22 protein-coding genes are annotated in these 25,214 nt (G+C 67.5%); 8 read left to right on the top strand and 14 right to left on the bottom strand.

The genetic code is table 11. The features are described from left to right. Window positions 1-22: 22 nt before the first annotated feature. Window positions 23-2,131: a hypothetical protein gene (locus ACP15H_RS02720; RefSeq protein WP_425064688.1), complete on the bottom strand. Its 2,109-nt coding sequence runs from the start codon at window positions 2,129-2,131 to the stop codon at window positions 23-25. Between the two features lie 127 nt (window positions 2,132-2,258). Between ACP15H_RS02720 and ACP15H_RS02715 the strand changes: the two genes are divergently transcribed. Next, complete coding sequence (locus ACP15H_RS02715; RefSeq protein WP_425064687.1) at window positions 2,259-4,544, top strand: xanthine dehydrogenase family protein molybdopterin-binding subunit; 2,286 nt, start codon at window positions 2,259-2,261, stop codon at window positions 4,542-4,544. On the opposite strand, the gene ACP15H_RS02710 is transcribed toward ACP15H_RS02715, so the two are convergent. Genes ACP15H_RS02710 through ACP15H_RS02700 form a run of 3 tightly spaced genes read right to left on the bottom strand, consistent with a single transcriptional unit; the run spans window position 4,545 to window position 6,205 of the window. Then, window positions 4,545-5,336, bottom strand: coding sequence for a sulfite exporter TauE/SafE family protein (locus ACP15H_RS02710; protein WP_425064686.1), 792 nt, complete (start codon window positions 5,334-5,336; stop codon window positions 4,545-4,547). Next, window positions 5,336-5,863 (bottom strand): rhodanese family protein, encoded by a 528-nt coding sequence (locus ACP15H_RS02705; protein ID WP_425064685.1) that lies wholly within the window; start codon window positions 5,861-5,863, stop codon window positions 5,336-5,338. The genes ACP15H_RS02710 and ACP15H_RS02705 overlap by 1 nt, the downstream gene beginning before the upstream one ends. Window positions 5,864-5,887: 24 nt before the next feature. Further along, window positions 5,888-6,205: an ArsR/SmtB family transcription factor gene (locus ACP15H_RS02700; protein WP_425064684.1), complete on the bottom strand. Its 318-nt coding sequence runs from the start codon at window positions 6,203-6,205 to the stop codon at window positions 5,888-5,890. Between the two features lie 61 nt (window positions 6,206-6,266). On the opposite strand from ACP15H_RS02700, the gene ACP15H_RS02695 reads away from it, so the two are divergent. The 3 genes from ACP15H_RS02695 to ACP15H_RS02685 are packed head-to-tail and all read left to right on the top strand — an operon-like array spanning window position 6,267 to window position 8,805. Further along, window positions 6,267-7,136 (top strand): MBL fold metallo-hydrolase, encoded by an 870-nt coding sequence (locus tag ACP15H_RS02695; protein WP_425064683.1) that lies wholly within the window; start codon window positions 6,267-6,269, stop codon window positions 7,134-7,136. 56 nt (window positions 7,137-7,192) lie between these two features. Next, entirely contained in the window at window positions 7,193-8,161 is a 969-nt protein-coding gene (locus ACP15H_RS02690; RefSeq protein WP_425064682.1) for a Bug family tripartite tricarboxylate transporter substrate binding protein, read from the top strand. A gap of 59 nt (window positions 8,162-8,220) precedes the next feature. Further along, the gene (locus ACP15H_RS02685; RefSeq protein WP_425064681.1) at window positions 8,221-8,805 is read left to right on the top strand and encodes an NAD(P)H-dependent oxidoreductase; all 585 of its coding nucleotides are present in this window, start codon (window positions 8,221-8,223) and stop codon (window positions 8,803-8,805) included. Window positions 8,806-8,883: 78 nt separating this feature from the next. Here ACP15H_RS02685 and ACP15H_RS02680 read toward each other — a convergent pair whose 3' ends face one another. The 4 genes from ACP15H_RS02680 to ACP15H_RS02665 all read right to left on the bottom strand — a co-directional run bounded on the left by ACP15H_RS02680 (window position 8,884) and on the right by ACP15H_RS02665 (window position 12,801). Then, complete coding sequence (locus tag ACP15H_RS02680) at window positions 8,884-9,807, bottom strand: IS110 family transposase (RefSeq protein WP_425064637.1); 924 nt, start codon at window positions 9,805-9,807, stop codon at window positions 8,884-8,886. A gap of 472 nt (window positions 9,808-10,279) precedes the next feature. After that, window positions 10,280-10,609, bottom strand: coding sequence for a chaperone modulator CbpM (locus ACP15H_RS02675; RefSeq protein WP_425064680.1), 330 nt, complete (start codon window positions 10,607-10,609; stop codon window positions 10,280-10,282). Continuing rightward, complete coding sequence (locus ACP15H_RS02670) at window positions 10,606-11,538, bottom strand: DnaJ C-terminal domain-containing protein (RefSeq protein WP_425064679.1); 933 nt, start codon at window positions 11,536-11,538, stop codon at window positions 10,606-10,608. The genes ACP15H_RS02675 and ACP15H_RS02670 overlap by 4 nt, the downstream gene beginning before the upstream one ends. 54 nt (window positions 11,539-11,592) lie before the next feature. Then, window positions 11,593-12,801, bottom strand: coding sequence for an acyl-CoA dehydrogenase family protein (locus ACP15H_RS02665; RefSeq protein ID WP_425064678.1), 1,209 nt, complete (start codon window positions 12,799-12,801; stop codon window positions 11,593-11,595). A gap of 133 nt (window positions 12,802-12,934) precedes the next feature. Between ACP15H_RS02665 and ACP15H_RS02660 the strand changes: the two genes are divergently transcribed. Together ACP15H_RS02660 and ACP15H_RS02655 are read left to right on the top strand one after the other, a co-directional pair. Next, window positions 12,935-13,840 (top strand): DUF1194 domain-containing protein, encoded by a 906-nt coding sequence (locus tag ACP15H_RS02660; protein ID WP_425064677.1) that lies wholly within the window; start codon window positions 12,935-12,937, stop codon window positions 13,838-13,840. Window positions 13,841-13,926: 86 nt separating this feature from the next. Next, window positions 13,927-14,766, top strand: a complete 840-nt coding sequence (locus ACP15H_RS02655; RefSeq protein WP_425064676.1) for a class I SAM-dependent methyltransferase — start codon at window positions 13,927-13,929, stop codon at window positions 14,764-14,766. Here the strand turns inward: ACP15H_RS02655 and ACP15H_RS02650 are convergent. From ACP15H_RS02650 to ACP15H_RS02640, 3 genes are all read right to left on the bottom strand, one after another. Further along, window positions 14,763-15,644 (bottom strand): FecR family protein, encoded by an 882-nt coding sequence (locus ACP15H_RS02650; RefSeq protein ID WP_425064675.1) that lies wholly within the window; start codon window positions 15,642-15,644, stop codon window positions 14,763-14,765. The two genes, ACP15H_RS02655 and ACP15H_RS02650, sit on opposite strands and share 4 nt — an antisense overlap. Window positions 15,645-15,731: 87 nt before the next feature. Next, a complete protein-coding gene (locus tag ACP15H_RS02645; RefSeq protein WP_425064674.1) occupies window positions 15,732-16,085 on the bottom strand; it encodes a DUF1428 domain-containing protein in 354 nt (117 codons plus the stop codon). A 56-nt stretch (window positions 16,086-16,141) separates the two neighbouring features. Further along, complete coding sequence (locus ACP15H_RS02640) at window positions 16,142-17,038, bottom strand: LysR family transcriptional regulator (protein WP_425064673.1); 897 nt, start codon at window positions 17,036-17,038, stop codon at window positions 16,142-16,144. A 100-nt stretch (window positions 17,039-17,138) separates the two neighbouring features. Between ACP15H_RS02640 and ACP15H_RS02635 the strand changes: the two genes are divergently transcribed. Together ACP15H_RS02635 and ACP15H_RS02630 are read left to right on the top strand one after the other, a co-directional pair. After that, window positions 17,139-17,531 carry a GFA family protein gene (locus ACP15H_RS02635; RefSeq protein ID WP_425064672.1) on the top strand — a complete coding sequence of 131 codons (393 nt, stop codon included), beginning with the start codon at window positions 17,139-17,141 and terminating at the stop codon, window positions 17,529-17,531. Next, the gene (locus ACP15H_RS02630) at window positions 17,531-18,451 is read left to right on the top strand and encodes a pyridoxamine 5'-phosphate oxidase family protein (protein ID WP_425064671.1); all 921 of its coding nucleotides are present in this window, start codon (window positions 17,531-17,533) and stop codon (window positions 18,449-18,451) included. The genes ACP15H_RS02635 and ACP15H_RS02630 overlap by 1 nt, the downstream gene beginning before the upstream one ends. A 10-nt stretch (window positions 18,452-18,461) precedes the next feature. Here ACP15H_RS02630 and ACP15H_RS02625 read toward each other — a convergent pair whose 3' ends face one another. From ACP15H_RS02625 to gltB, 3 genes are all read right to left on the bottom strand, one after another. After that, entirely contained in the window at window positions 18,462-18,899 is a 438-nt protein-coding gene (locus ACP15H_RS02625) for a type II 3-dehydroquinate dehydratase (RefSeq protein WP_425064670.1), read from the bottom strand. A 54-nt stretch (window positions 18,900-18,953) separates the two neighbouring features. Further along, entirely contained in the window at window positions 18,954-20,405 is a 1,452-nt protein-coding gene (locus ACP15H_RS02620) for a glutamate synthase subunit beta (protein WP_425064669.1), read from the bottom strand. Between the two features lie 65 nt (window positions 20,406-20,470). Then, window positions 20,471-25,111: a glutamate synthase large subunit gene (gene gltB, locus ACP15H_RS02615; RefSeq protein ID WP_425064668.1), complete on the bottom strand. Its 4,641-nt coding sequence runs from the start codon at window positions 25,109-25,111 to the stop codon at window positions 20,471-20,473. Window positions 25,112-25,214 lie beyond the last annotated feature (103 nt).

The following is a 25,214-nucleotide window of genomic DNA, read 5'->3' as shown; positions in this document are numbered from 1 at the left end:
ACGCCCGCCGACCAACCCTTGACTACGGCACCGCGTGGCCGCGGCGGACCCATTCCTGGACCAGGAAGCGAAGGTCGAAGATCGGCTTGCTGTCGTAGCCCTTGCCGACCCAGCAGAACTGGCGCTGGTCGAGACTGCGACCCTCGATCAGGCGGAGGCCGGCCTCCAGCTCGCCGCGCCGCGCCAGGGCGACGGCCTGCAATCCCTGCAACGTGTCGCGCAGGCAGGTGGCGTCCTTGGCGGGCAGCTGCGCGAGCTCGCGCGGAAGTTGGCGGGCCGTGGCCTCGATCTCTGCCGCAGCGCCATCCCAGGCGAGCGCATCGGCCACCTCGACCAGGCGGCGACTGGCTTCCTGGGCATCGGTACCCTGGCGCAGGCCCACGAGCGTCGGGACGTCCGTCCGGTCGCCCTGTTCGCGCAACAGCATGACGCCCACGAAGATGTCGGAGACGCCGAAGGCGCCGGCGCTGCCGGCCACGAAGTCGCGCAGCATCGCCTTCGCCTTGTCGACCTGCCCCTGCAGCAGCAGCAGCCGGAGCGCCGGAAGGTCCTTGCCGGGAAAGACGTGGAGATAGGCATCGAGTGCCGCAGCGGCCCGGGCCGTCAGCCCGGCATTCTGCTGCGCCTCGATGATGTGGACGATGAGACCGCCATCGAGCTCGATCGCGGCCGGTTCCGATTCCATGAGCGCCCGGGCATCGACGGCATTGCCTTCGAGCACCAGCGCGATGAGCTGGAGTTGCGACCGCAGTTTGGGATTGATGCGATCCAGAGTCTGGCGTTCGGGCCCGGCGATGTCGGCGAGCCTTCGGGCGAGCGCGGACCGCGGATAGGTCGCCAGGAAGGATACGGCCCAGTCGAGGCCGAGTGCAGTGGCGGCCGCATCGTCGATCGGCCCGCCTGCGGCCATGCGCGCGAGCACCAGCGATTGCCGCGCCCCGTACCAGGCCAGCGTCGGAGCATTGTTGCGACGCGCGACATCGGTCTGCGCATCGGCCGCAAGGATCGCGGCGTTCGTCAGGTCGACGCCGTTCTCGCGCGCGCTCTTGTCGAAGATGGCGATCAACTGTTCGATCAGCTCGACCGACCGGGACCCGGCGCTGGCCCCCGCCACCGCTTCCGCGAGCGCCACGAGATAGGGCTGCCCCGCCGCCGCGGCGGCCGGTTGCGCCGTCAGCTTGAAGGCCGACTGCCAGTAGACGCTGCGCGCCTGCCAGCGCCGCGCGAAGCCACGATCGAGCGTCCAGTCGCAGTCGCCATAGTCGACCGATACGCGGCGCTCGGGTGACAATTGCCGCGGTTCGACCGCCTCGATGACCTTGCGGACGAGGCGCTCGACTTCGCCACTGTCGCCGCGGCGGCTGGCCACGACGGCCAGGCGCGCCAGGATCTCCGGGCCTGCCGGCGCCCGGCGCGTGGTCTGGGTCATGCTGCCGGCCGCGCGCTGCTCGGCCTCGGTCGCGGCCCCGAGATCGGCCAGCCTCAGCCCCATCGCGGAGTCGAGTTCGGGCGCCGTCAGGCGCGTGGCCACCTGCCGTGCCAGGGCCTGGTGGCCATGCTGGCACAGCCAGTCGACGCCGACGCTGCGATTGACGATTCCCGCCGCTTCGCCGACACCGGGCTGCATCGACTGGAAGAACCAGGTCATGGCGTCGGCGTCGTTCGCGCGCATGAGCTGAAGGAAGTACTGCTTGTTCACGCCCTCGCCGGACGAGAGACCGGAATACTGCCGGTCGAGCAGGAAGATGCGCTGCAGGTCGTCGCGCCCCTCCGCCAGAGCCCGGGCCACGCCCAATCCGACTTCGATGACTTCGCGATCGCCCAATGCGGCTTTCTCGGCCAGCGCCTCGTCGATCACCCTCAGCCTGTCGGCGGCTTCGTACGGGCGATGGTTGGACGGCAGGAACAGCAACGCCAGATAGGCCTCGACCTGCATCCGCCGCTTCAGATCCGCATTTGTCTCGCGCTGCGCCTTGTCGAGATGCTGGTCGATCAACTCGATGGCGCGGCCCAGCGTCGTGCGCTCAAGGGTCGTCGCGGCGGCCGGCGACTGCGCCTGACCGAGAGAAGCGAAGGAAAGCACTCCCCAGGCCGCAGCCAAGGCAGACTTGATCCAAACCCGAGATTTCATCGTCGCTGCTGGCCGCCCGAACCGGTGTATGATGATCGTTAACCAACGACTGAGTGCATTTGGTGGCAAAGATTACAGCAGACAGGCTCTTCCGGCGCCCCGCCCCGTCCCGGCCCGGCGAGGCAAGATGAACGCCCCCCTGAAGCTCGGTCATTCGATCACGCGTCGTGAAGACCAGCGGTTCCTGACCGGGCGTGGGCGCTATGCCGACAATACGGCACCTGCCGATGCACTCGCCGTGCTTTTCGTGCGCTCGCCGCACGCGCATGCCCGTCTCCTCGGCATCGATACGGCAGCCGCGCTCGCGGCGCCCGGCATAGAGGCGATCTATACGGCGCAGGATCTCGTGGCTGATAATGTCGGTCACCTGCCGGCCATCAGCGAGATCAAGGACGAGGCCGGGAATCGCCATCGCGAGCCTGAGCATCTGCCGATGCCGGTCGGCAAGGTGCGGCATGTCGGCGATATCGTGGCGATGATCGTGGCCGGCACGGTCGACCTGGCGCGCGATGCCGCCGAGCTTCTCCAGATCGACTATGAGGAACTGCCCGCGGTCGTGACGGCGGCGCAGGCGCTGGCGCCCGATGCGCCGCTGGTACACGACGACGTGCCCGGCAACCTGATGTGCCGCTGGGGCAAGGGCGACGGTGCGGCAACCGAGGCGGCGTTTGCGCGCGCGGCGCATGTCACCACGCTCTCGATCCGCTCGCCGCGCCAGATCGTGCACTACATGGAGACGCGGGCCGCCTGGTCGCGCTACGACGCGGCCGAAGACCTCGTCATCGTCACCTTCTCCTCGCAGGGCGTGCAGATCCCGCACCGGCTGATGTGCGAGCGTGTGCTCCACGTCCCGAAGGAAAAGCTGCGGCTCGTCACCGAGGATGTCGGCGGCGGCTTCGGGCCGAAGTTTCCGATCTATGCCGAATCGACACTGATCGCCTGGGCGACGCGCAAGCTCGGGCGGGGCCTGCGCTGGACCTGCGAGCGCAGCGAGCTCGCGCTGGCCGACAGCCATGCCCGCGACCTCGTCGCCACGGCCGACCTCGCGCTCGACGCCGAGGGCCGCTTCATCGGCCTGCGCGTGAAGGCAGAGGCCAATTACGGCGCCTATGTCTCGATGTTCGCCCCGACCATCCCGACGACGGGCCTCGCCAAGGTCATCTCCGGCCTCTACCGCATTCCCGCGATCCGCATCGACTTCGACTGCGTCTTCAGCAACACCGTGCCGGTCGACGCCATCCGCGGCGCTGGCAAGCCCGAGGCGCTGTTCCTGCTGGAGCGCCTGGTCGATCTCGCCGCGCACGAGACCGGCCGCACGCCGGTCGAGTTGCGGCGTCTCAACCTGCTGCGCGCCGACGAGATGCCCTACGCGGCGGCGAGCGGCTACACCTACGACGCCGCCGATTGCACCAGGCTGTTCGAGACGGCGCTGTCGGCGGCCGACGAAGCGGGCTTCTCGGCCCGGCGCGCGGCCAGCGAAGCCGCGGGCAAGCGGCGCGGTCTTGGCCTGTCCTGTCACCTGCATGGCACCGGCGGCATCGCCGACGAGCATGTCGTGGTGAATGCCGAGGCCGGCCGGCTGGTCGCGCGGGTCGGCACGCAGAGCCAGGGCCAGGGCCACGAGACGGTGTTCGCCCAGATCCTGTCCGCCGCGCTGGGCGTCCCGGTCGAGCGCATCGAGATCCAGCAGGGCGACACGCGCCGCATCCCGCATGGCGGCGGCACGGGCGGCTCCTCCTCCACCATCATCAGCGGCACGACGCTCAAGCGCGCGGCCGACGTGCTGATCGAGCGCGGTCGCGACCTCGCCGCCGAGCGGCTCGAGACATCGCCCGCGGACATCGCCTATCGCGACGGCACCTTCGAGGTGGTGGGTACCGACCGACGGGTCGGCCTGTTCGATCTGGCGGCCTGGAAGCCGTTCGACGGCGATGCCGTGTTCGCCGACAGGATCGATTCCTTTCCGACCGGCGTCATGGTCTGCGAGGTCGAGGTCGATCCCGAGACCGGCGAGACGCGCATCGACCGCTTCCTGGCGGTTGCCGATTGCGGCGAGGTCGTGAACCCGCGTCTGCTCGCCGGACAGATGCATGGCGGCATCGTGCACGGTCTCGGCAACGCGCTGATGGAAGAAGCTCTCTACGACGAGGAGAGCGGCCAGCTCCTCACCGGCACCCTGATGGACTATGCCCTGCCGCGCGCCGACGACGTGCCCTCGTTCGGGATCGAGACGATCGCGACGCCCTCGCCCAACAACATGCTGGGCTTCAAGGGGGTCGGCGAGCTGCCGACCAACGGCGCGCCAGCGGCGCTGGCCAATGCCGTGCTCGACGCGCTGCGGCCGCTGGGCATCCGTCACATCGACATGCCGCTGACCGCCGCCAAGGTCTGGGCGGCGCTGCAGAAGGGTTGATCAGGCCTGCAGCAGGTCGAAGAGGCCGCGGCCGCCGACATAGAGACCGGCCGCGATCACGAACAGGGCGAAGAGCTTCGTGAGCGCGCCCTTGCGCCTCGCCAGTACAACATTGGCCTTCGTGCCGAACAACGCTCCGGCCACGCCGCCCGCGATCAGCAACGCCGCCACGTGCCAGTCGACCAGTCCGGACCAGGCATAGCTGCCGGCTGCCGTGATGCCGAAGGCGGTCACCGCAACGAGCGAGGCACTGGCCGCCTCCTCGAGCTTCATGTCGGCCGCGAGGATCAGGCCCGGCACGATCAGGAAGCCGCCGCCGATGCCGAAGAAGCCCGATAGCAGGCCGACGCCCGCGCCCAGCACGAGGAGACGCGGCAGGAGCTGCCGGGCGTTCTCGCGCGTCAGCCAGGCCGACTGGCTGACGCGCTCGTCCTTAGGGCGCAGCATCAGCAGACCGACGACGATCATCAGGACGCCGAACAGCGCGACGAGCTTCTGCCCGTCCATCGCCTTGCCGAGCGCGGCACCGGCGAAGGCGCCGCCGACGCCTGCGAGGCTGAACACGATGGCGCAGGGCCAGCGGATCGGCGCCTTGCGCGCATGCATCGCCAGTCCCGCCGCGGCATTCACGGCCACGGCGAAGGCGGCGGTGCCGATCGCGACATGCGCCGACGGCAAGCCGACGGCGTAGAGAAGCAGCGGCACGGCGAGGATCGAGCCGCCGCCCCCGATGAGTCCGAGGACGAGGCCGACCACACCACCCGAGGCGAGCGCGGCGACCGGGGCGAACATCAGGCCAGCGCCTTCCGCGCCACCCGATTCCACGGCATCAGGGCCAGCAGTTTGGCCATGCCGCACCAGCCCGTGCTGCCGGCGAAGACGAGACCGGCGCCGACGAAGGCCGAGACGGCGAAGAACGGCGGCGCGATCCAGAGGCCAAGGATGACACCCAGGACGACCAGACTGCCGGCCACGATCTGGACCTGTCGCATGATCTCGATCGGCTGGCTCCGGTCGGCCGAAACCGGCAGGCCGGCGCGCTTCCAGGCCTCGAGTCCGCCCTCGAGCAGATAGGCCTCGCATCCCGCCGCCGCACCGAGGCGGGCGGCGTTGGCGCCGGTACGGGCGCCGGAACGGCAATGGAAGATGACGGCCGTCGCGCCCGGTGCTTGCACGCTGCGCAGCGTGGAGAGCGGCGCATGTTGCGTGCCGGGAATGTGCTCGCGCGCCCTCTCATCAGCCTCGCGCACGTCGACCAGGACGGCGCCTTCGGCGATGAGCTGCCGCGCCTTGGCGGCATCGATGACAGGCAGGGACATGATGGAGCCTTTCCGCGCGGCCGTTCAGTCCGCGCAATAGAGTTTGTGAAGCGTCGACAGCAGCGTCTCTATCCGCTTGTCGCCGATCCGGTACCAGACGGTCTGCGCCTCGCGCCGGAAGGCGACGATCCCCTCCTCGCGCATGCGGGCGAGATGCTGGGACAGCGCCGACTGCGACAGGCCGACCTCGGCCGCGAGCGTGCCGACGGTCGCCTCCCCCACCTCCACGAGCTTGCAGAGAATGAGCAGCCGGCGGTCGTTGGCGAGCGCCGAAAGGATGCCGGCCACTTCTCCGGCTTTCGCCTGAAGCGCTTTTGGATCGATGGTTTGTTTCATCTTCATTTTAGATATTGCTAATTTAGGCATTGCTAATATATCTGTCAATCAGGAGACGGAGGAATTCATGACCCAGCCCCTCATCGACGCTTTCTTCGACGAGGCGACCTACACGGTGACCTATCTGGTGACCGATCCCGAGACCCGCCGCGCCGCGATCATCGACCCGGTGCTCGACTACGACCCCAGGTCCGGCAAGGCTTCGACCAAATCGGCGGAACGCGTCCTCGCCAAGGCGGCGGAACGGCAGGCCTCGGTCGACTGGATCCTGGAGACTCATGCCCATGCCGATCATCTGACCGCCGCGCCGCTGTTGAAGGCGCGCACCGGCGCCAAGGTCGTCATCGGCGAGCACATCCGCGACGTTCAGAAGATTTTCAAGAAGGTCTTCAACGCGGCCGACGTGAGCGAGGACGGTCGCGAATTCGACCGGCTGGTCAAGGACGGCGAGGTCCTGGCATTGGGCAACCTCAGTATCGAGGTGATGCACCTGCCCGGCCACACGCCGGCCGACGTGGCCTACCGGATCGGCGATGCCGTGTTCGTGGGCGATACGATCTTCATGCCCGACTACGGCACGGCCCGCGCCGACTTCCCCGGCGGTGACGCGCCCACGCTCTATCGCTCGATCCGGCGATTGCTCTCTCTGCCACCGGAGACGCGCCTGTTCATGTGCCACGACTACAAGGCGCCCGGCCGCGACCAGTATGCCTGGGAGACCACGGTCGCAGACGAGCGGGCGCGCAACGTCCATGTTCATGACGGCGTGGCCGAAGCCGAATTCGCCGCGATGCGCCGCAAGCGCGACGCCACACTGGCGGCGCCGGTGCTGCTCCTGCCCTCGGTGCAGGTGAACATCCGGGCCGGTCGCCTGCCGCCGCCGGACGACAATGGCCAGAGTTACCTCAAGATCCCGGTGACGCTCGTCGCGGCCTGACGATTGGCAGGACGTTTCGCCCCCGCTAGGCTCCAGGCCCAAGGGAGAAGAAACGCATGTCCAAGAAAACTACTGCCGCGCTCGCGGGCGCGCTGATCCTGCTTGCCTCGTCGGCCTTTGCCCAGGCGGCATGGCCCAACAAACCCATCAAGCTGGTCGCACCCTATCCGCCAGGCGGCCAGACCGATGTCGTGTCGCGCTACTTCGCCGAGAAGCTGTCCGGCGTGCTGGGCCAGCAGGTGATCGTCGACAACAAGCCTGGCGCCAACGGCATGGTCGGCATGGAAATCGTCAAGAACCTGCCGGGCGACGGCTACACGTTCGTCTACGTGAATTCGTCGATGATGTGCATCAACCCCTACGTCTACAAGAAGATCCCCTACGACGGCTTCAAGGACTTCATGCCGGTGACCCAGCACGGCCTCGCGCCGCTCGCGATGGTCGTGCCGCCCTCGCTGGGCATCAAATCGGTGAAGGACTTCGTCGCCTGGGCCAACGAGCGCAAGGGCAAGGTGAACTTCGCCTCGTTCGGCAACGGCTCCTCCTCGCACATCTGGGGCGAGATGCTGAACCAGGCCGAGAAGCTCGACATGACGCACGTGCCCTACAAGGGCGCCGGTCCGGCCGTACAGGATGTCGTGGCCGGCCACATCCCGATGACCATCCAGGATCTCGCGGCCAGCGGCGGCGCGATCGCCGGCGGCAAGCTGACGCCGCTCGCGGTCACCTCCGCCCAGCGCTGGCCGCGCCTGCCCGACGTGCCGACCTTCGAGGAGGCCGGCTACAAGATCAACTTGACCGGCTGGAACGGCGTGATGGCGCCGGCCGGCACGCCCAAGGAGATCGTCGAGCGGCTGAGCGCGGAGATCCGCAAGCTGGTCCAGACTCCCGAAGGCAAGGAGAAGCTCCTCGACATGGGCCTGATCGCCACCGGCACGACGCCGGCCGAGATGACCGAGATCATGAAGACCGGTTGCACCGCCTGGGGCGACGCCGTGAAGCGCGCCGGCGTCGAGCCCGAATGAGCGATCGTACCTGATCCACATCAAGGACCGGATGGCGTCCCCATGCGAGCGTCACGCGCATGGGGAAGCGAATCCTGATCCTGAACGGCCATCCCGACACGTCCCGCAAGGGCCTGTGCGGCGCCCTCGCCGACGCCTATGCCGAGGGAGCCGCCTCGGGCGGCCATACGGTCGAAAGGCTCGACATCGGGGCGCTGCGGTTCGACCTGATGCGGTCCCAGAGCGAATTCGAGAACGGCACCGCGCCGCCCGATATCGCGGCGGCGCAGGACGCGATCCGCCGCGCCGAACATCTCGTGGTCGTCTTCCCGCTGTGGCTGGGGGATATGCCGGCCCTGCTCAAGGGCTTCTTCGAGCAGGCGCTGCGGCCGGGCTTCGCTTTCGCCTATCGCCCCAACGGCTTCCCGGAGAAGCATCTCGGCGGGCGCAGCGCCCGGATCGTCGTCACGATGGGCATGCCGGAGATCCTGTACCGGTGGTACTTCCGCGCGCACGCGGTGAAGAACCTGAAGCGCAACATCCTGGGATTCGTGGGCTACGGGCCGGTGCGCGACACGATCGTGGGCGGCGTCGCGACCGCCAAGCCCGCAACCATGGCCGGCCATTTTGAATCGATGCGCGCCCTCGGCCGGGCCGCGCGCTGAGCTCGGGTCGTACCGGGGGAGAATGAATCGAGTCGAGCCCCCCAACAATGACCTCACCCTGAGCGACCGTCGTGTTGGTCAAGCGTTTGCCCATTGTTTTCTGTCCCTGAGGATGGCGTTGAGGATGGTCACGAGCTTGCGCATGCAAGCGACGATGGCGACCTTTGCCGGCTTTCCTGCGGCGCGCAGGCGATGATAGGTCAGCGCCAAGGGCAGCTTGCGGCGGATGGAGACGAGGATGCTCATGTAGAGGGCAGCCCGTACGACGGGTCGTCCTCCCGCGATGGTACGGCGGCCACGCAAGGTGCCGCTGTCGCGATTGAACGGGGCGACGCCGGTCAGGGAAGCAATCTCGCGTCGGCCGAGACGGCCCAGTTCAGGCAGTTCGGCGATCAGGGTGCGGGCGATCCTGGGCCCGATGCCGGGAACGCTGATCAGAAGGTCCTCCGCTTCCCGCCAGGTCGGTGTTCCCCGGACGGCGGTGTCGATGTCGTCGTCGATCTGTTCGAGCTGGGCCTTCAAGGTGGCAAGCACGCGATCGACGCTCTTGAGGGTGCGTCGAACTGTGAGCATGCGCCGGCGATTGCTCTCGGCCCCGATCATCTCGACGAGCTGACGGCGGCGGGCCATCAGTTCGCCCAACAGTCTGGACTGCTCGTCAGCGAGCGGTCGCGCCGGTGGGTTCACCGCCTCGGCGAAGTGGGCGATGACAGCGGCATCCAGCGCATCGGTCTTGGCCAGCCGTGCGGTGGCCCGGGCGAAGTCTCGGATCTGCCGTGGATTGACGACCGCCACGGGCAGGCCCGCCGCGCCCAGGCCTGCCGCCACGATCGTCTCGAAGCCACCGGTTGCTTCGAGCACGATCAGAGCAGGTGCCATTTTACTCAGCCGCCCAATCAGGTCCTCGATGCCTTCTCCGTCGCGGGCAACGGTGAAGGCCTCGCCGGCGGGGCGCACATGAACATCCAGGCGCTCTTTCGCCACATCGATACCTACGAACATGGATCTTGGCTCCCATCCTTGCGCATGCGGGCTCGCGGTTCGGCCCAGGCGACCGTTCGGGATCACAAAATCAACGGTGGAGGCGCCGAGCTCAGGGACGGGCTTGGAGGCCCCAGGAGCCTGCGGGCTCTCCACCGAGACCGCACCTGCAACTCTACGCCGGCGCGGCCGTGTCTTGATACAAGGAGCGCTCCGTAGGAGCGCGTCTCGAAGGGTGGGCCCGAGCACCCCGCCTGTTGCCCATCCTTCGAGACGCCGCGCAAGTCGCGGCTCCTCAGGATGAGGTAAGTGCTTGAATCGATTCAATTCATTTCCGGCCAGACTCCCAGGATGAGGTGAGTGGGTCAATTTGAGCCGACGACTCCAAGGTCGTTCCGCTTGGAGTTCACCGACACCATCTCATCCCGAGAAGGCCCCTCGGGTGAGGTGGGGTTTGGAAGACTGATATGATTCTGTCTTCGTCGGAAAGACGCTAGCGCCGCGACAGACGGTCGAGTGCTGCCGCGATTGCCTCGCGCGTCGCGGCTGGCTGCTCGGCCAGCGCATGGCCCAGCAGGTCGAGCTGGCGACGCAGTGTGTGCACCTGGTCGACCAGGTCGACCACCGTCTCCACCGACTCGTCGTCGAAACCCAGCTCGTCGACCAGTTCGCCCAGCAGGCGCGCACGCGCCACGTCGATCTGCTCGAAGCGCCAGCTGTCGCCGCTGCCGGCCGGCCGCAGCAGTCCCCGCGACACCCAGCGCTCGACATGGACTTCCGTCAGTTGACCGTGCTGGCGCAGCAGTTCGTCCAACGTCGTCATGTGAACTGCTCCATCTCCTTGCGTGGATCGTAGGCGCGACCGGCTTCCCAGCCCTCGAGGAATTCCTTGAGCCTGGCGTCCGGCGTCTCGGGCAGGACGACCTTCAGCTTCACATACTGGTCGCCGCGCTGGCCCGACTTGCGGTCGAGCAGGCCGCGGCCCTTGAGCCGCAGCGACGTGCCGGTATTGGATCCGGCCGGCACGTTCAGCATCACCGCGCCGCCCACCGTCGGCACCTTCACCTTGCCGCCGAGCGTGGCCTCGGTGAGCGTCACCGGCAGATCGACGTGGATGTCGTTGTCGCGCGGCTGGAAGAAGGCGTGCGGATCGACGTGGATCTCGACATAGGCATCGCCGGCCGGACGGCCCTGCGACCCCGGCATGCCCTGGCCCTTGAGGCGCAGGGTCTGGCCGTCGGTCGTGCCCTCGGGCACGTCGATGTCGAGCGTCTTGCCGTCGGGAAGCGTGACCCGCTGCTTGCCGCCGCGCGCCGCCACCAGGAACGGGACGCGCAGACTGTAGGTGACGGGCATGCCGCCCATGTCGAATCCGTCGCCGCCGAAGCCGGCGCCACCGCCCCGGCGCTGGCCGAACATTTCGGAGAAGATGCCGCCCATGTCGACGAAGGATTCGTGGCCGCCGGCATGTTCGTACTTGCCGCCGCGGCCGCCGGCCTGGTCGCGGTAGAAGCCGCGCGGCGGCATTTCCTGGCCGGTGCCGTCGATCTCGCCCGCGTCGAAGCGCCGGCGCTTCTCCGGATCGGAGAGAATGTCGTTGGCCTGGCCGATCTCCTTGAACTTGGCTTCGGCCGCCTTGTCGCCGGGATTGAGGTCGGGGTGGTGTTTCTTGGCGAGCTTGCGGAACGCCTTCCGGATATCGTCCTCGGAGGCAGTCCTCGGCACGCCCAGAACGGAATAAGGATCTGTCATAGCCCTACAGATGTGATGTGTATTGCGAGCTTACAAGAGCTTTGTGACAGTCGCTCACAGGCCCAGCACCGCCTTGGCGATGATGTTGCGCTGGATCTCGTTGGAGCCGGCATAGATCGTCGAGGCCCGGTTGTTGAGATAGAGCGGCATGGCGCTGATGCCCCAGTCGGGCGTCACGGTCGGTTCGTTGTGCCCGAGCTCGCGCGCCTCGGGCTCGAACGGCGCGGCATACCAGGCCAGCGCCTCGACCCCGAGATGGTCGAGCTTCTGCAGGGTCTCGCTGCCCCTGATTTTCATCGAGGAAGAGACGGCCCCGGGATTGCGGCCGCGGCTGAGGTCGGACAGAACCTGCATCTCGATCATCTCCAGCGCCTGGATGTCCATCTCGGCCTCGGCCAGCCGCTCGATGAAGCCGCGTTCGGCCATCAGCCGGCCCGACCCGTCGGCCGCCTCCTCGCGGGCGATGCGTTTCACGTCGTCGAGACGGGCGTAGAGGTTGGGCGTGTAGGCGTCGCCGCCGCGCTCGAACTCGAGCAGGTACTTGGCGACCGTCCAGCCCGCGTTCTCCGGCCCGATGCGGTTGGCGACCGGCGTGCGGACATTATCGAAGAAGACCTGGTTGACCTCGTGGTCACCGGCCAGGGTCAGGATCGGCGCGACGGTGAGGCCCGGCGTCTCCATCGAATCGATCAGGACGAAGGAGATGCCGTCCTGCGGCTTGCCCTCCGTGGAAGTCCGCACCAGGCAGAACATGTGGTCGGCGACATGGGCGCCCGTGGTCCAGATCTTGGTGCCGTTGATGACGTAGTCGTCGCCGTCGCGCTCGGCGCGGGTCCTGAGGCTGGCGAGGTCGGAGCCCGACCCCGGCTCGGAGTAACCCTGACAGAAGGTGATGTCGCCGGACACGATGCGCGGCAGGTACTTTTCCTTCTGCTCCGGCGTGCCGAACTTCATGATCACCGGGCCGACCATGCGCAGACCCATCGAGAAGACGCGCGGTGCGTCGGCGGCGATGCATTCGCGGCTGAAGATGTAGCGCTGGGTCGCGCTCCACCCCGTGCCGCCATACTCCTTCGGCCAGCTCGGCGCCGACCAGCCACGGCGGGCCAGGATCTTGTGCCACCGGATACCGGCGGCAAAATCGGAAAACACACCGGCCGTCTTGCGCCCGGCCTCCCGCAGATCCTCGGTCAGGTTCTCCTCGAGGAAACGGCGAACTTCGCGGCGGAAGTCTTCGTCTTCTTTGCTGAGCGCCAGATCCATCGCACTTCCTCCGCTTTTTCTTGGCCGTCAGGCTAGCGACCGGCGCCACCGCCCGTCCAGTGGCAGGCTGACACGAGCGCTCGACGGGCGGTATGGTTCTTGCCTCTGAAGCGTAACGAACGCGGAGGTCGCCGTGGCCCGACTGATTGGTCTGATCGCCCTTCTCTTCCTGGCGCTGCCGGCGGCGGCGCAGGAGCGCAAGGAAGTCGACCTCGCGCTGGTGCTGGCGATCGACATCTCCGGCAGCATCGACCCCGACGAGGCCAGGCTGCAGCGCCAGGGTTACGTCGAGGCGTTCAGCGACCCGGTGATCGTCCGGGCGATCCTGGGCGGCAGTCACGGCCGCATCGCCGTCGCCTACTTCGAATGGTCCGATTCCTGGATCCAGAAGCTGCTGATCGACTGGACCCTGCTCGATTCCGAGGCCGCGATCGCGGACTTCGCCCACCGGCTCGCCGAGGCACCGATTTCGATCTCGCGCCGCACGTCGATCAGCGGCGCCATCCGCTATGCCATTCCGATGTACGGCCGCAGCCCCTACGAACCCGAGCGCAAGGTGCTCGACATATCCGGGGACGGGTCGAACAACGACGGTGGGCTGGTGACCGATGTCCGCCACGACGCGCTGAAGGAGCGCATCGTCATCAACGGCCTGCCGATCATGAACGGCCGGCCCAACCCGTTCGGCTTCCCGGCCGAGGACGACCTCGACAAATATTACCTGCACTGCGTGACCGGCGGGCCGCGCTCCTTCGTCGAGGTCGCCCGCAGCTTCGAGGATTTCCCTCGCGCCATTCGCAAGAAGCTCCTGCAGGAGGTGGCCGACATCGGTCCGCTGAACGACTTCGACATCGGCGAACTCGGTGCGGCACGCAACGGGCTGCAGCTCGCGCAATCGGGTACGTCCGGCCGCCGCCCGGTCAAGGCCGACGACGACTACACGCGCTTCGTGAGGCCGGAATACGAGCTTGGCTGCGACGTGGGCGAGCGTCGCTCCCGCGATTTCTGGCAACGCCGCTTCGGGGTCACCCCCGACTGAGACCGTTTGACGGGCCCGACGCGATCCGGAAGATGTCCCTCAATCAATCATGAAGTGGTCGGGGGCTCCCCGACCGAGGGAGCCCCATGACCGACGCGACCGCCCAGGCGATCTATTTCTACGACCGCCATCCGATGTCGGGCGAGATCATCAAGGCCAAGCTGCGGGCGGCGCGCGGCCATCTGAAGGACGTCAAGCCGGAAGAACTCTGGCCGCACGATCAGGACCATTATGGCGGCATCGCCGCCACCGATGCGCTGGCGCAGGCCGCCTCGATCGGTCCCGGCACGGCGGTCGCGGATTTCTGCGCCGGCCTCGGCGGCACCGTGCGCTACCTCGCCCATCGCTACGGTGCGGACGTCACCGGCATCGAGCTGACGCCGTCACGCGTCGCCGCCGCGCAGGAGCTCATTGCGCTGGTGGGCCTTCAGGACAGCGCGCGGGTCCGGCAGGGCAATGTGATGGACGCGCCGCTGCCCGACGCTTGCATGGAAGTCGTCGTGAGCCAGGAGGCGCTGTGCCACGTGCCCGACCGGCGCGCGACCCTGGCGGAAGCGTACCGGGTCCTGCGAGGCGGCGGGCGCCTGGCGATGACCGACTGGATCGCCAACACGCCGCTCTCAGCGAAGGATGCGCAGCTGATGTGGGACGGCATGGCCATCCAGCCTCTGGAAACCCTGTCATCGTACCGCGACATCGCGCGGGAGGTCGGCTTTCACGTTCAGTCGGCCACGGACCTCACCGACGAATGGGGGCCGATCCTGCAGCAGCGACTCGCCATGTACCAAAGCCTGCGCGAGGAAGCGCGTCAGGCCGGCACGCCGATGGGCCACGATGCCTTCCACGAATCCTACATCCGGTTCGTCGAGCTGATCCTGCGGCGCGACCTCGGCGGCATCCGCCTGGTCGCGGTGAAACAGGACTAAGGCGCGGGGCGCGGCGCGCTTCCCGTAGGCGGATTGAGCGTCGGGCCGAAGCCGGAGTCGAAGCCACCGATTCCCGGTCCGCCGATACGCGGCTGTCCCCCTGGCCCGCTGGCGCCGCCCGAACCGCGCGGCGCCGGTCCGCCCTGAACCGGTCCGAGGGCGTTCGGGCCCTTGCCGGAATTGGCGTCGGCGAAGCCGGTTTCCTTCGCAGCCCTGTCGGCGCTCGCGTCGGGCCTGCCGCCGACCGCTTCGAGCCTGCTGATATTCTCGACGAGGCTTCCCCGGGCAGGCCGCGTTGCCGGTCCGGGCGGCTGGCCAAGGAGTGCGCTGACCTGGAAGCCCGGTACCGTCACGGTCTGTGTCCTTCCCTGGCCGGTCATCGTCATTTCATAACCGAACACGAAGGTGGCAGTGGTTTTCGTCGGCTCGACGCTGAACATCGTGATGCCGCCGCGAATGGTGAGCGTGGCCGACGGCGTCACGACGATGACCGGCGTCTTCTTGCTGATCCTGCCACCGACCAGGCGGAACACGCCTTTCGTCGCCGTGATCGCGAGATCTCCCAGCTTCTGGTCCGCGTCATAGACGAACCTGTCGAGGGTGACCTGGGCCTGGTTGCTGATCGTCAGGGCCGTTCCGTCGAGGAACAGCAGGTGGGCGCGATCTGCCGCGCCCGTGGTCACGACCTCGCCCGCCTTCACGTCGATCCCGACATGGAGGACCCGTTCGATTTCATCGGGTGGCTTGCCGGTCGGATCTCCCGTGACCGCGGACGTGACCCCGATCCTTTGAGCCGTCGCTGTACCGGGCGCACCTGCCACGAGGGGCAAGGCCAGGATTGTTGCACCCACCAGGAGCGCGCCGCGCATCTTCAGCATGGAAGCGCTACGCGCGCGCGATCGTCCTCATCCCCGTCGGACTGTCTGCAAGATTTCACGCGCTGCGGGCAAGTTCCGCAGCGCTGTTCACGCCGCGACGATGGTCCTGAATCCGCCATGGGCCATGCGCTTCGGATCGAAGGGCATGTCGGGTGGCTGCTTCTGCATCCGGGGGTCGGCCATCACCTTCGCATTGACCTTGTCGCGATGCGCCCGTGATCTGTAGAGGATGTAGGAGAACACGATCGTCTCGCCGGGCTTGGTCTTCACGAGCCTGGTGAAGGGCATGCCGAACTTCACCGTGAGGTCGTCGGCGACGCATTCGCGATAGTCGAGCGCGCCATGTTCTCGCCAGACCTTGCCGGCCAGGCGGGCGATCTTCGCGTAGGCGGCAATCTTCTTCTTCGGCACGACGAGGACGAAGCCATCGACATACGACATCGGGCGCTCCCTTTCCTTGATGCGAAGGTTGAGGGTTGGCGATTGCACAAGATGTGTCAATTCGGCCGGAGTATGGGCAGGCCCGACAACCTCCCAGCCGCAAAATCGAGGAAGGCATCGATCTTCGGCGCGCGATGGGCACGTCCTTTTGTGAGGAGCTGTACCGGCAGCGACGGCGGCTCGTAACTGCGCAACAGGCGTACGAGACGGCCGGCCGCGAGATCCTCGGCCACCTGGTACGACAGGAACTGCGCGATGCCGCGGCCCTCGCGCGCGAGCCGCAGGCGGGTTTCGATATCGTCGATACGCAGCCGGCCCGCGAGATGGGGCGGCGCACCGCGACGACGACCGCCGAACGTCCATTCCATTGCCCCACGCGACGTGCCCAGCAACGCCTCATGCCGTGCAAGATCGGCCGGCGCCTTCGGTGTGCCATGGCGGGCAAGATAACCCGGGCTCGCCACCCATTGCCGCTGCACATGCCCGACCGGCCGTGCCACGAGACTCGAATCGGCCAGCGCGCCGATGCGGACCGCCACGTCGATCCCTTCCTCGATGAGGTCGACGTTGCGATCGTTCAACAACAGCTCGATCTCGACACTCTCGTGGCTGTCGAGGAAGCGCGCGGCCAGCGGCGCGACATGGCGCCGGCCGAACTGCACCGGCGCGGCGATGCGCAACAGGCCGCGGACCGGCGCCTCGCGAGCGCCGGCTGCGGCGGATTCGTAGTCCGCGACGACGGCGCGAGCCCGCTCATAGAGCGCCCGGCCGGCCTCGGTCGGTGCCATCCGCCGTGTCGTACGATCGATCAGGCGTACGCCCAGGCGGTCCTCGAGGGCCGCAAGGGCGCGTGTCACCGCCGGCGCCGAACGGCGCAGGCGCTGCGCCGCGCGCACTAGGCTCCCCTCCTCCACGATGCGCACGAAGATCGCGAACTCGTCCAGCCGGTCCATTTCATTATTCCCGATATTGCAATTATCAATTTAGCATTCTTGCCATTTTCGTCGCAAACGACCGGGCCTAGCTTGGGAGGGAGCCCAGGAGGACACCGAGATGCTGAAGGGAAGCTGCCTTTGCGGCGCCGTCGCCTACGAAGCCGACGCGCCCGTCGAGCGGATCGTGCACTGCCATTGCCAGACCTGCCGGAAGACACACGGCACGGCTTTCTCGTCGGTCGCCGCGGTGCCGCGCGACAAGTTCCGCTGGCTGCGCGGCGAGGAAGCGCTCGCCGCCATCGAGTCCTCGCCCGGCAAGTTCCGCCGCTTCTGCAGCAGGTGCGGCTCGCATGTCGTGGCCGAACGGGTGGCGCAGCCGGTCGTGCTGCTCCGCCTGGGGTGCCTCGACACCGAGGTGGGGGAGCGGCCACAGGTCCATATCTGGCGATCGGATGCCGCTCCCTGGTACGACCCCAAGGTCAATGTCCCCGAGAAGCAGGAGGGCGTGTGATGGCTGCCGACACGATGGACTTCCTGCCGTTCCACGCCGACGAGCAGGCGGCGCAGAGGCTGGCCGGACAGCGGACCGGCCTCGCCCCGATCCGCAGCCGCCTGCCGGAGCAGCACCGCGCGTTCTTCTCCCTGCTGCCCTACCTGTTCACGTCGACACCCGACGCGACCGGCTGGCCAATGGCTTCGGTTCTGACCGGTCCCCCGGGCTTCGTTGCTTCTCCAGATCCCGCGACCTTGCGGATTGCGGCCCTGCCGCGGGACGGCGATCCTGCGGGTCCGGGCTTTGCGGCCGACGCCGGGATCGGGCTGCTGGGAATCGATCTCGCGACGCGGCGACGCAACCGCGCCAACGGCCGGATCGTCGCGCGCGACAGCGGGCTCACGGTGCACATCGCCCAGAGCTTCGGCAACTGTCCGCAGTACATCCAGACTCGCAGCGTCGTCGCCCGCGACACGACGGCCAGCCCCGTCGAGGCGCTGACCGGCCTGGACGAGGCGGCGCGCGATCTCATCGAATCGGTCGACACCTTCTTCGTCGCCAGCCGGTCCCGTGCCGACCTGGGCGCCGAGGGCGGGTTCGACATGTCGCATCGGGGCGGCCGGCCGGGCTTCGTCGGCGTCCACGGCAACACGCTCGTCATCCCCGACTTTCGCGGCAACCGCTTCTTCAACACGCTGGGCAATTTGCTGGGCGACCCGCGGGCCGGCCTGCTGTTCGTGAACTTCGATACCGCCGAGGTGCTGCAGTTGCAGGGCACCGTGTCGATCGACTGGCATCCCGGTGAGGCAGCCCCGGACGGCGCCGAGCGGCTGTGGCGCGTCGAGGTGGCACGCGCGTGGCGCACGCCGTCAGCGTTCCCCTATCGCTCGACGTTCGGCAGCTACGCGCCGAGTACGCTGCACACGGGCGTCTGGTAGCGAGCGGCCGTCAGGCCGCGGCGGACCGCAATCGCGCCACCATGGCCTCGAGCGCCAGCAGGTAGGAATCGACCCCGAAGCCCGCGATCATGCCGACCGCCGCCTCCGAAGTGACCGAGCCGAAGCCGCGCTTTTCGATGTTGGTCATGTGGATTTCGATCGCCGGCATCGAGATCGACCGCAGGCAGTCACGCAAGGCGTGGCCGGCATGAAGAAACCCGGCGGGGTTGAACAACAACCCGTCGAACTTGGCGCGATCGGCCTTGTAGATCGCCGACACCGCCTCGCCTTCGGAATTGGTGTAGACGATCTCGATCGAGACGGTGAGGTCCCTGGCCCGACGCCGGATCGCGGCATCGAGTTCCTTGGCTGTGGTCGTACCGTAGAGCTCGGGCTGCCGCCGGCCCAGATACTCCATGTTCGCGCCCTGAATCAGCAGAAGCTTCATCAGGCAAACTCTAGGGCAAATTCCCGCCCACGCGAACCACGTTCGTTTCGCAGATCAACGCGGCAAGGTGGAAGTGCCCATCAAGCTTTCGTCAATCGAGCGCGCGCATTGGCGGCCCTCGCGGATCGCCCAGACGACCAGTGACTGGCCGCGACGCATGTCGCCGGCGGCGAAGAGCTTCGGCACCGAGGTCTGGTAGTCCTTAACGTTGGCCGCGACGTTGCCGCGCGGATCGAGTGCGACGCCCGCCTGCTCGAGCAGGCCGGGCCGGCGCGGCCCGAGAAAGCCCATGGCCAGGAGAACGAGATCGGCCCGGAGCTCGAAGCTGCTGCCCGCGACCTCCTGCATGCCCATGCGCCCGTCGGCGCCCTTCACCCATTCGACGCGCACGCATTCCAGCGCTTCGATCTTGCCGTTGCTGCCCAGTGCGCGCTTGGTCAGTACGGCGAAATCGCGCGCCGCGCCTTCCTCGTGGCTCGACGAGGTGCGCATCTTGAGCGGCCAGTCGGGCCAGGTCAGCGCCTTGTTCTCGCGCACCGGCGGCTGCGGCATGACCTCGAGCTGCGTCACCGAGGCGGCGCCATGACGGTTCGACGTGCCGACGCAATCGGAGCCGGTGTCGCCACCGCCGATCACGATGACATGCTTGCCCTTGGCGGTGAGCGTGCCGCGCGGCGCGGCGCGTGCCTCGTCGTCGCCGGCATTCCGCTTGTTCTGCTGCGAGAGGAAATCCATGGCGAAATGGATGCCGTTCAGCTCGCGCCCCGGGACCTCCAGATCGCGCGGCAGCTCGGCGCCGCCGGTCAGGGCGACCGCGTCATAGCCTTCGAGCAGCGACTTGATCGACAGGGTCGCACCGACCTCGACGCCGGTCCGGAACTCGACGCCCTCGGCCTCCATCTGGCGCATGCGCCGGTCGATATGGTGCTTCTCCATCTTGAAGTCGGGGATGCCGTAGCGCAGCAGGCCGCCGACCCGGTCGGCCTTCTCGAACAGCGTCACCGAATGGCCGGCGCGCGCGAGTTGCTGGGCGCAGGAAAGACCCGCCGGCCCGGAGCCGACGACGGCGACGCGCTTGCCGGTCTTGTGCGCCGGCACCAGCGGCTGGATCCAGCCTTCCTGCCAGCCGCGATCGACGATCGCGCATTCGATCGACTTGATGGTCACCGGGTTGTCGTCGATGTTCAGCGTGCACGAGGCCTCGCAGGGTGCGGGGCAGATGCGACCGGTGAACTCCGGGAAGTTGTTGGTCGAGTGCAGGACCTCGAGCGCATCCTTCCAGCGGTCGCGGCGTACCAGCTCGTTCCACTGCGGGATGATGTTATTGACGGGGCATCCGTTGTGACAATACGGGATGCCGCAATCCATGCAGCGCGCACCCTGCCGAGAGACCTCGGCCGGCGGCATCGGCAGGACGAACTCCCTGTAGTTCTTCAGGCGCTGCTCGACCGACTCATAGGAGCGGTCCTTGCGCTCGATCTCGAGGAAGCCTGTGACGAGACCCATTTAATTGCTCCAGCTCATATCTTTGCAGATCCCTCGCAAGGGCTCGGGATGACGGCCAGGGGCCGTCACTCCGCCGCGACGGCCTTCGCCGCCGCCTGCTCGCGCGCCTGCAGGAGCGCACGCTTGTAGTCGCGCGGCATCACCTTCACGAAGCTGTGCAGCGCATTGTCCCAATCCTCCAGCAGCGCCCGTGCCTGGGCACTGCCGGTATGGAGATGATGACGTTCGACCAGGATGCGCAGGCGCTCGGCATCGTAGCGCAGCACGTCGCCCATCCCGTTGTCCTCGACATCGGTCGCGCGCTGGCGCGGACGCCCGGTCTCGTCGCCCTCGCCCGACGCCGGCTCGACCTTTTCCAGGTCGACCATCGCGGGATTGCACAGGTCCTTGAAGCGGGCCCGGGGGTCGTAGACGTAGGCAATGCCCCCGGACATGCCGGCCGCGAAGTTGCGACCGGTATCGCCCAGCACGACCACGACGCCGCCGGTCATGTACTCGCAACCGTGATCGCCGGTGCCCTCGACGACGCAGACCGCGCCCGAGTTGCGCACGGCGAAGCGCTCGCCCGCCACGCCCTCGAAGTAGGCCTCGCCGCCGATGGCGCCGTAGAGCACGGTGTTGCCGACGATGATGTTCTTCAGCGGATCGCGCACGCATCCCTTGGGCTGGCGCACGACGACACGGCCGCCCGACAGGCCCTTGCCGACATAGTCGTTGCCGTCGCCCGACAGTTCGAGCGACACGCCGCGCGCCAGGAACGCGCCGAAGCTCTGGCCGGCCGTTCCCGTGAGACGCACCGAGATCGTGTCCTCGGGCAGGCCGGCATGGCCGTAGCGCCGCGCCACCTCGCCCGAGAGCATGGCGCCGACGGTGCGGTTGACGTTGGTGACCGGCAGGTCGATCTGCACCGGCTCGCCCGTCTCGAGCGCCGGCTGCGCCGCCTCGAGGAGCTTGTGGTCCAGCGCCTTCTCGAGGCCGTGGTCCTGGCGCTCGACGTTCCAGATCGCCACGCCGAGGCGCGTCGGCGCCTGGTAGAGCAGCTTCGAGAGGTCGACGCCGCCCGCCTTCCAGTGGTCGATGGCCTTGCGCATGTCGAGCCGGTCGACGTGGCCGATCATCTCGTTCAGCGTGCGGAAGCCCAGCCGCGCCATGATCTCGCGCAGTTCCTCGGCCACGAAGAAGAAGTAGTTGATCACGTGCTCGGGCTGGCCGGTGAAGCGCTTGCGCAGCACCGGATCCTGCGTCGCCACGCCCACCGGGCAGGTATTGAGGTGGCACTTGCGCATCATGATGCAGCCGGCCGCGATCAGCGGCGCGGTGGCAAAGCCGAACTCGTCGGCGCCCAGCAGCGCCCCGATGGCCACGTCACGGCCGGTGCGCAGGCCGCCGTCGACCTGCACGGCGATGCGGCCGCGCAAACCGTTCAGCACCAGCGTCTGCTGGGTCTCGGCGAGGCCGATTTCCCACGGCGAGCCGGCATGGGTGAGCGAGGTGAGCGGCGACGCACCGGTGCCGCCCTCGTAGCCCGAGATCGTCACATGATCGGCGCGCGCCTTGCTGACGCCGGCGGCGACCGTGCCGACGCCGACCTCGGAGACGAGCTTCACCGAGACACGGGCCGCGGTGTTCACGTTCTTGAGGTCGTGGATGAGCTGCGCCAGGTCTTCGATCGAATAGATGTCGTGGTGCGGCGGCGGCGAGATCAGGCCGACGCCGGCCGTCGAGCGGCGCACGCGGGCGATGTTCTCGTCGACCTTGTGGCCGGGCAGCTGGCCGCCCTCGCCGGGCTTGGCGCCCTGGGCCATCTTGATCTGGATGTCGTCGGCATTGACCAGGTATTCGGCCGTGACGCCGAAACGGCCGGACGCGACCTGCTTGATGGCCGAGCGCATCGAATCGCCGTTGGCCATCCGCTTGAAGCGATCCGCCTCCTCGCCGCCCTCGCCGGTGTTCGACTTGCCGCCGATCCGGTTCATGGCGATGGCCAGAGTGGTGTGCGCCTCGCGGCTGATCGAGCCGAAGCTCATCGCGCCGGTGGCGAAGCGCTTCACGATCTTGGCGGCCGGCTCGACCTCCTCGACCGGAATGGGCTTGTCCGCCCACTTGAACTGCATCAGGCCGCGGATCGTCAGCAGCCGCTCGTTCTGCTCGTTGATCGAGGTCGCGAAGGCCTTGTAGTCGTCCGACGAATTGCCACGCACCGCATGCTGCAGGCGCGACACGCTCTCGGGCGTCCAGGCATGGTCCTCGCCGCGCAGGCGGAAGGCATAGTCGCCGCCGACATCGAGCATGGTGCGGTAGACCGGATCGTCGCCATAGGCGTTGCGATGGCGGCGCACCGTTTCCTCGGCGATCTCCTGCCAGCCCGCGCCCTCGATCGTGGTGGCGGTGCCGGTGAAGTACTTCTCGACGAAGCCGGAATGCAGGCCGACCGCGTCGAAGATCTGCGCCCCGCAATAGGACTGGTAGGTCGAGATGCCCATCTTGGACATGACCTTGAGCAGACCCTTGCCGATCGCCTTGATGAAGTTCTTCTGAACCTCGTAGGGCTTCAGCGGCAGGCCGTTCTGGACGCGCAGCGCCTCCAGCGTCTCGAAGGCGAGGTAGGGGTTCACCGCCTCGGCGCCATAGCCCGCCAGGCAGCAGAAGTGATGGACCTCGCGCGCCTCGCCGGTCTCGACCACGAGACCGGTCTGGGTGCGCAGGCCGCGACGGATCAGGCTGTGATGCACCGCCGCGGTGGCCAGCAGCGCCGGGATCGGCACGCGCTCGGCCGACACCGCCCGGTCCGACAGGATCAGGATGTTGCGGTCGGCCAGCACGCAATCCGTCGCCTCGGCGCAGACCCGGTCCAGCGCCTTCTCGAGCCCGGCCGCGCCCTCGGAGGCGAGCCAGGTCGTATCGATGGTGGCGGTGCGGAACGAGCCGTCGAGCAGGTCCTCGATCGAGCGGATCTTCTCCAGCTCGGCGTTGGTCAGGACCGGCTGGGCCACTTCGAGCCGCTTGTGCATGCCGGCGTGGCGGCCGAGCAGGTTGGGGCGCGGACCGATCATCGAGACCAGCGACATCACCAGCTCCTCGCGGATCGGATCGATCGGCGGATTGGTGACCTGGGCGAAGTTCTGCTTGAAGTAGTTGTAGAGCAGCTTCGGCTTCTTCGAGAGCACGGCGATGGGCGTGTCGGTGCCCATCGAGCCAATCGGGTCATCGGCCACGCTGGCCATCGGCTCGAGGAAGAACTGGATGTCCTCCTGCGTGTAGCCGAAGGCCTGCTGGCGATCGAGCAGGGTCGAGGGGTCGTTCGAGGCCGCCGGCGAGGGCGCGTCGGGAATTTCCGACAGCTCCTCGAGCTTGTGCTGCGTCTCCTTCAGCCACTCCTCGTACGGCTCGGCCTCGGCCAGGGTCCGCTTCAGCTCCTCGTCCTCGACGATGCGGCCCTCTTCCAGGTCGATCAGCAGCATCTTGCCGGGCTGCAGGCGCCACTTGCGCACGATCTTCTCGTCGGGAATTGGCAGGACACCGGACTCCGACGACATCACCACGAGATCGTCGTCGGTGATGAGGAAGCGCGCGGGACGCAGCCCGTTGCGGTCGAGCGTGGCGCCGATCTGGCGGCCGTCGGTGAAGGCGATCGAGGCCGGACCGTCCCACGGCTCCATCAGCGCCGCATGATACTCGTAGAAGGCCTTGCGGCTGCCATCCATCAGCGGATTGCCGGCCCAGGCCTCCGGAATCAGCATCATCATGGCGTGGCTCAGCGAGTAGCCGCCGGCGACCAGCAGTTCGAGCGCATTGTCGAGGCAGGCGGTGTCCGACTGGCCGTGCGGAATGATCGGCCACATCTTGTCGAGATCGGCGCCGATCAGGTCGGATTCCATGGTGCGCCGGCGGGCGTACATCCAGTTCACGTTGCCGCGGACCGTGTTGATCTCGCCGTTATGGGCGATGAACCGGTACGGATGGGCCAGCTTCCACGACGGGAACGTGTTCGTGGAGAATCTCTGGTGAACGAGGCAAAGCGCTGATTCACAAAGAGGATTTCTCAAGTCCTCATAAAAGCTCTCAACCTGGTGCGCGAGCAGCAGGCCCTTGTAGACCACGGTGCGCGACGAGAAGGACGGCATGTAGAGCTGCGACAGGCCGGGCAGCTTGTGCTTCTTCTCGAGCTCGGCCAGCGGGTTCTGCGTCTGCTTGCGGATCGCCAGCACCTTGCGCTCGAAGGCGTCCTGATCGGCGACCTTCGCCCCCCGGCCGACGATCGCCATGCGGATGACCGGCATCGATTCGATAACGGCCTTGCCGAGGCCGGTGAGATCGGTCGGCACGTCGCGCCAGCCCACAAGCTTCTGCTTTTCGACTTTAATGAAATGCTCGAACCGCTTGATTGCAAACGTTCTTGCCTTCTCGTCGGGCGGCAGGAAGCACATCGCCACGGCGTAGTGGCCTGGCTCCGGCAGGTCGACGCCTTCCTTGCGCGCCCAATCGCGCAGCAGCGCATCGGGAATCTGGATCATGGCGCCCGCACCGTCGCCCATCAGCGGATCGGCGCCGACGGCGCCGCGATGGTCGAGGTTGACCAGGATCTGCAGGCCCTGGCGCACGATGGCGTGCGTCCTCCGGCCCTTGATGTCGGCCACGAAGCCGACGCCGCAGGAATCGTGTTCGTTGCGTGGGTCGTACAGTCCCTGCTTCTCAGGCAATGCCATGATCTATCCTGCTGGCGCGCGAGCTGGCCCAGCATCCCCCCGGATGCGTTTGCTTAATCCGGGCATTATTAGCCCGGCCGCCCCTGCAAACGAAAGCCCTCGT

The organism is Reyranella sp., from assembly GCF_965249915.1.
Taxonomy (GTDB): Bacteria; Pseudomonadota; Alphaproteobacteria; order Reyranellales; family Reyranellaceae; genus Reyranella.
Note: the sequence above shows the minus strand (reverse complement) of the source record. Positions and strands in the feature narration are given on the sequence as shown.

Coding starts and splice junctions, on each gene's coding strand:
- ACP15H_RS02650 (WP_425064675.1), bottom strand. CDS start 15,644: ATGCTGAAGATGCGCGGCGCGCTCCTGGTGGGTGCAACAATCCTGGCC.
- ACP15H_RS02645 (WP_425064674.1), bottom strand. CDS start 16,085: ATGTCGTATGTCGATGGCTTCGTCCTCGTCGTGCCGAAGAAGAAGATT.
- ACP15H_RS02665 (WP_425064678.1), bottom strand. CDS start 12,801: ATGGATCTGGCGCTCAGCAAAGAAGACGAAGACTTCCGCCGCGAAGTT.
- ACP15H_RS02690 (WP_425064682.1), top strand. CDS start 7,193: ATGTCCAAGAAAACTACTGCCGCGCTCGCGGGCGCGCTGATCCTGCTT.
- ACP15H_RS02635 (WP_425064672.1), top strand. CDS start 17,139: ATGCTGAAGGGAAGCTGCCTTTGCGGCGCCGTCGCCTACGAAGCCGAC.
- ACP15H_RS02625 (WP_425064670.1), bottom strand. CDS start 18,899: ATGAAGCTTCTGCTGATTCAGGGCGCGAACATGGAGTATCTGGGCCGG.
- ACP15H_RS02670 (WP_425064679.1), bottom strand. CDS start 11,538: ATGACAGATCCTTATTCCGTTCTGGGCGTGCCGAGGACTGCCTCCGAG.
- ACP15H_RS02620 (WP_425064669.1), bottom strand. CDS start 20,405: ATGGGTCTCGTCACAGGCTTCCTCGAGATCGAGCGCAAGGACCGCTCC.
- ACP15H_RS02715 (WP_425064687.1), top strand. CDS start 2,259: ATGAACGCCCCCCTGAAGCTCGGTCATTCGATCACGCGTCGTGAAGAC.
- ACP15H_RS02710 (WP_425064686.1), bottom strand. CDS start 5,336: ATGTTCGCCCCGGTCGCCGCGCTCGCCTCGGGTGGTGTGGTCGGCCTC.
- ACP15H_RS02685 (WP_425064681.1), top strand. CDS start 8,221: ATGGGGAAGCGAATCCTGATCCTGAACGGCCATCCCGACACGTCCCGC.
- ACP15H_RS02640 (WP_425064673.1), bottom strand. CDS start 17,038: ATGGACCGGCTGGACGAGTTCGCGATCTTCGTGCGCATCGTGGAGGAG.
- ACP15H_RS02720 (WP_425064688.1), bottom strand. CDS start 2,131: ATGAAATCTCGGGTTTGGATCAAGTCTGCCTTGGCTGCGGCCTGGGGA.
- gltB (WP_425064668.1), bottom strand. CDS start 25,111: ATGGCATTGCCTGAGAAGCAGGGACTGTACGACCCACGCAACGAACAC.
- ACP15H_RS02675 (WP_425064680.1), bottom strand. CDS start 10,609: ATGACGACGTTGGACGAACTGCTGCGCCAGCACGGTCAACTGACGGAA.
- ACP15H_RS02695 (WP_425064683.1), top strand. CDS start 6,267: ATGACCCAGCCCCTCATCGACGCTTTCTTCGACGAGGCGACCTACACG.
- ACP15H_RS02705 (WP_425064685.1), bottom strand. CDS start 5,863: ATGTCCCTGCCTGTCATCGATGCCGCCAAGGCGCGGCAGCTCATCGCC.
- ACP15H_RS02655 (WP_425064676.1), top strand. CDS start 13,927: ATGACCGACGCGACCGCCCAGGCGATCTATTTCTACGACCGCCATCCG.
- ACP15H_RS02630 (WP_425064671.1), top strand. CDS start 17,531: ATGGCTGCCGACACGATGGACTTCCTGCCGTTCCACGCCGACGAGCAG.
- ACP15H_RS02680 (WP_425064637.1), bottom strand. CDS start 9,807: ATGTTCGTAGGTATCGATGTGGCGAAAGAGCGCCTGGATGTTCATGTG.
- ACP15H_RS02700 (WP_425064684.1), bottom strand. CDS start 6,205: ATGAAGATGAAACAAACCATCGATCCAAAAGCGCTTCAGGCGAAAGCC.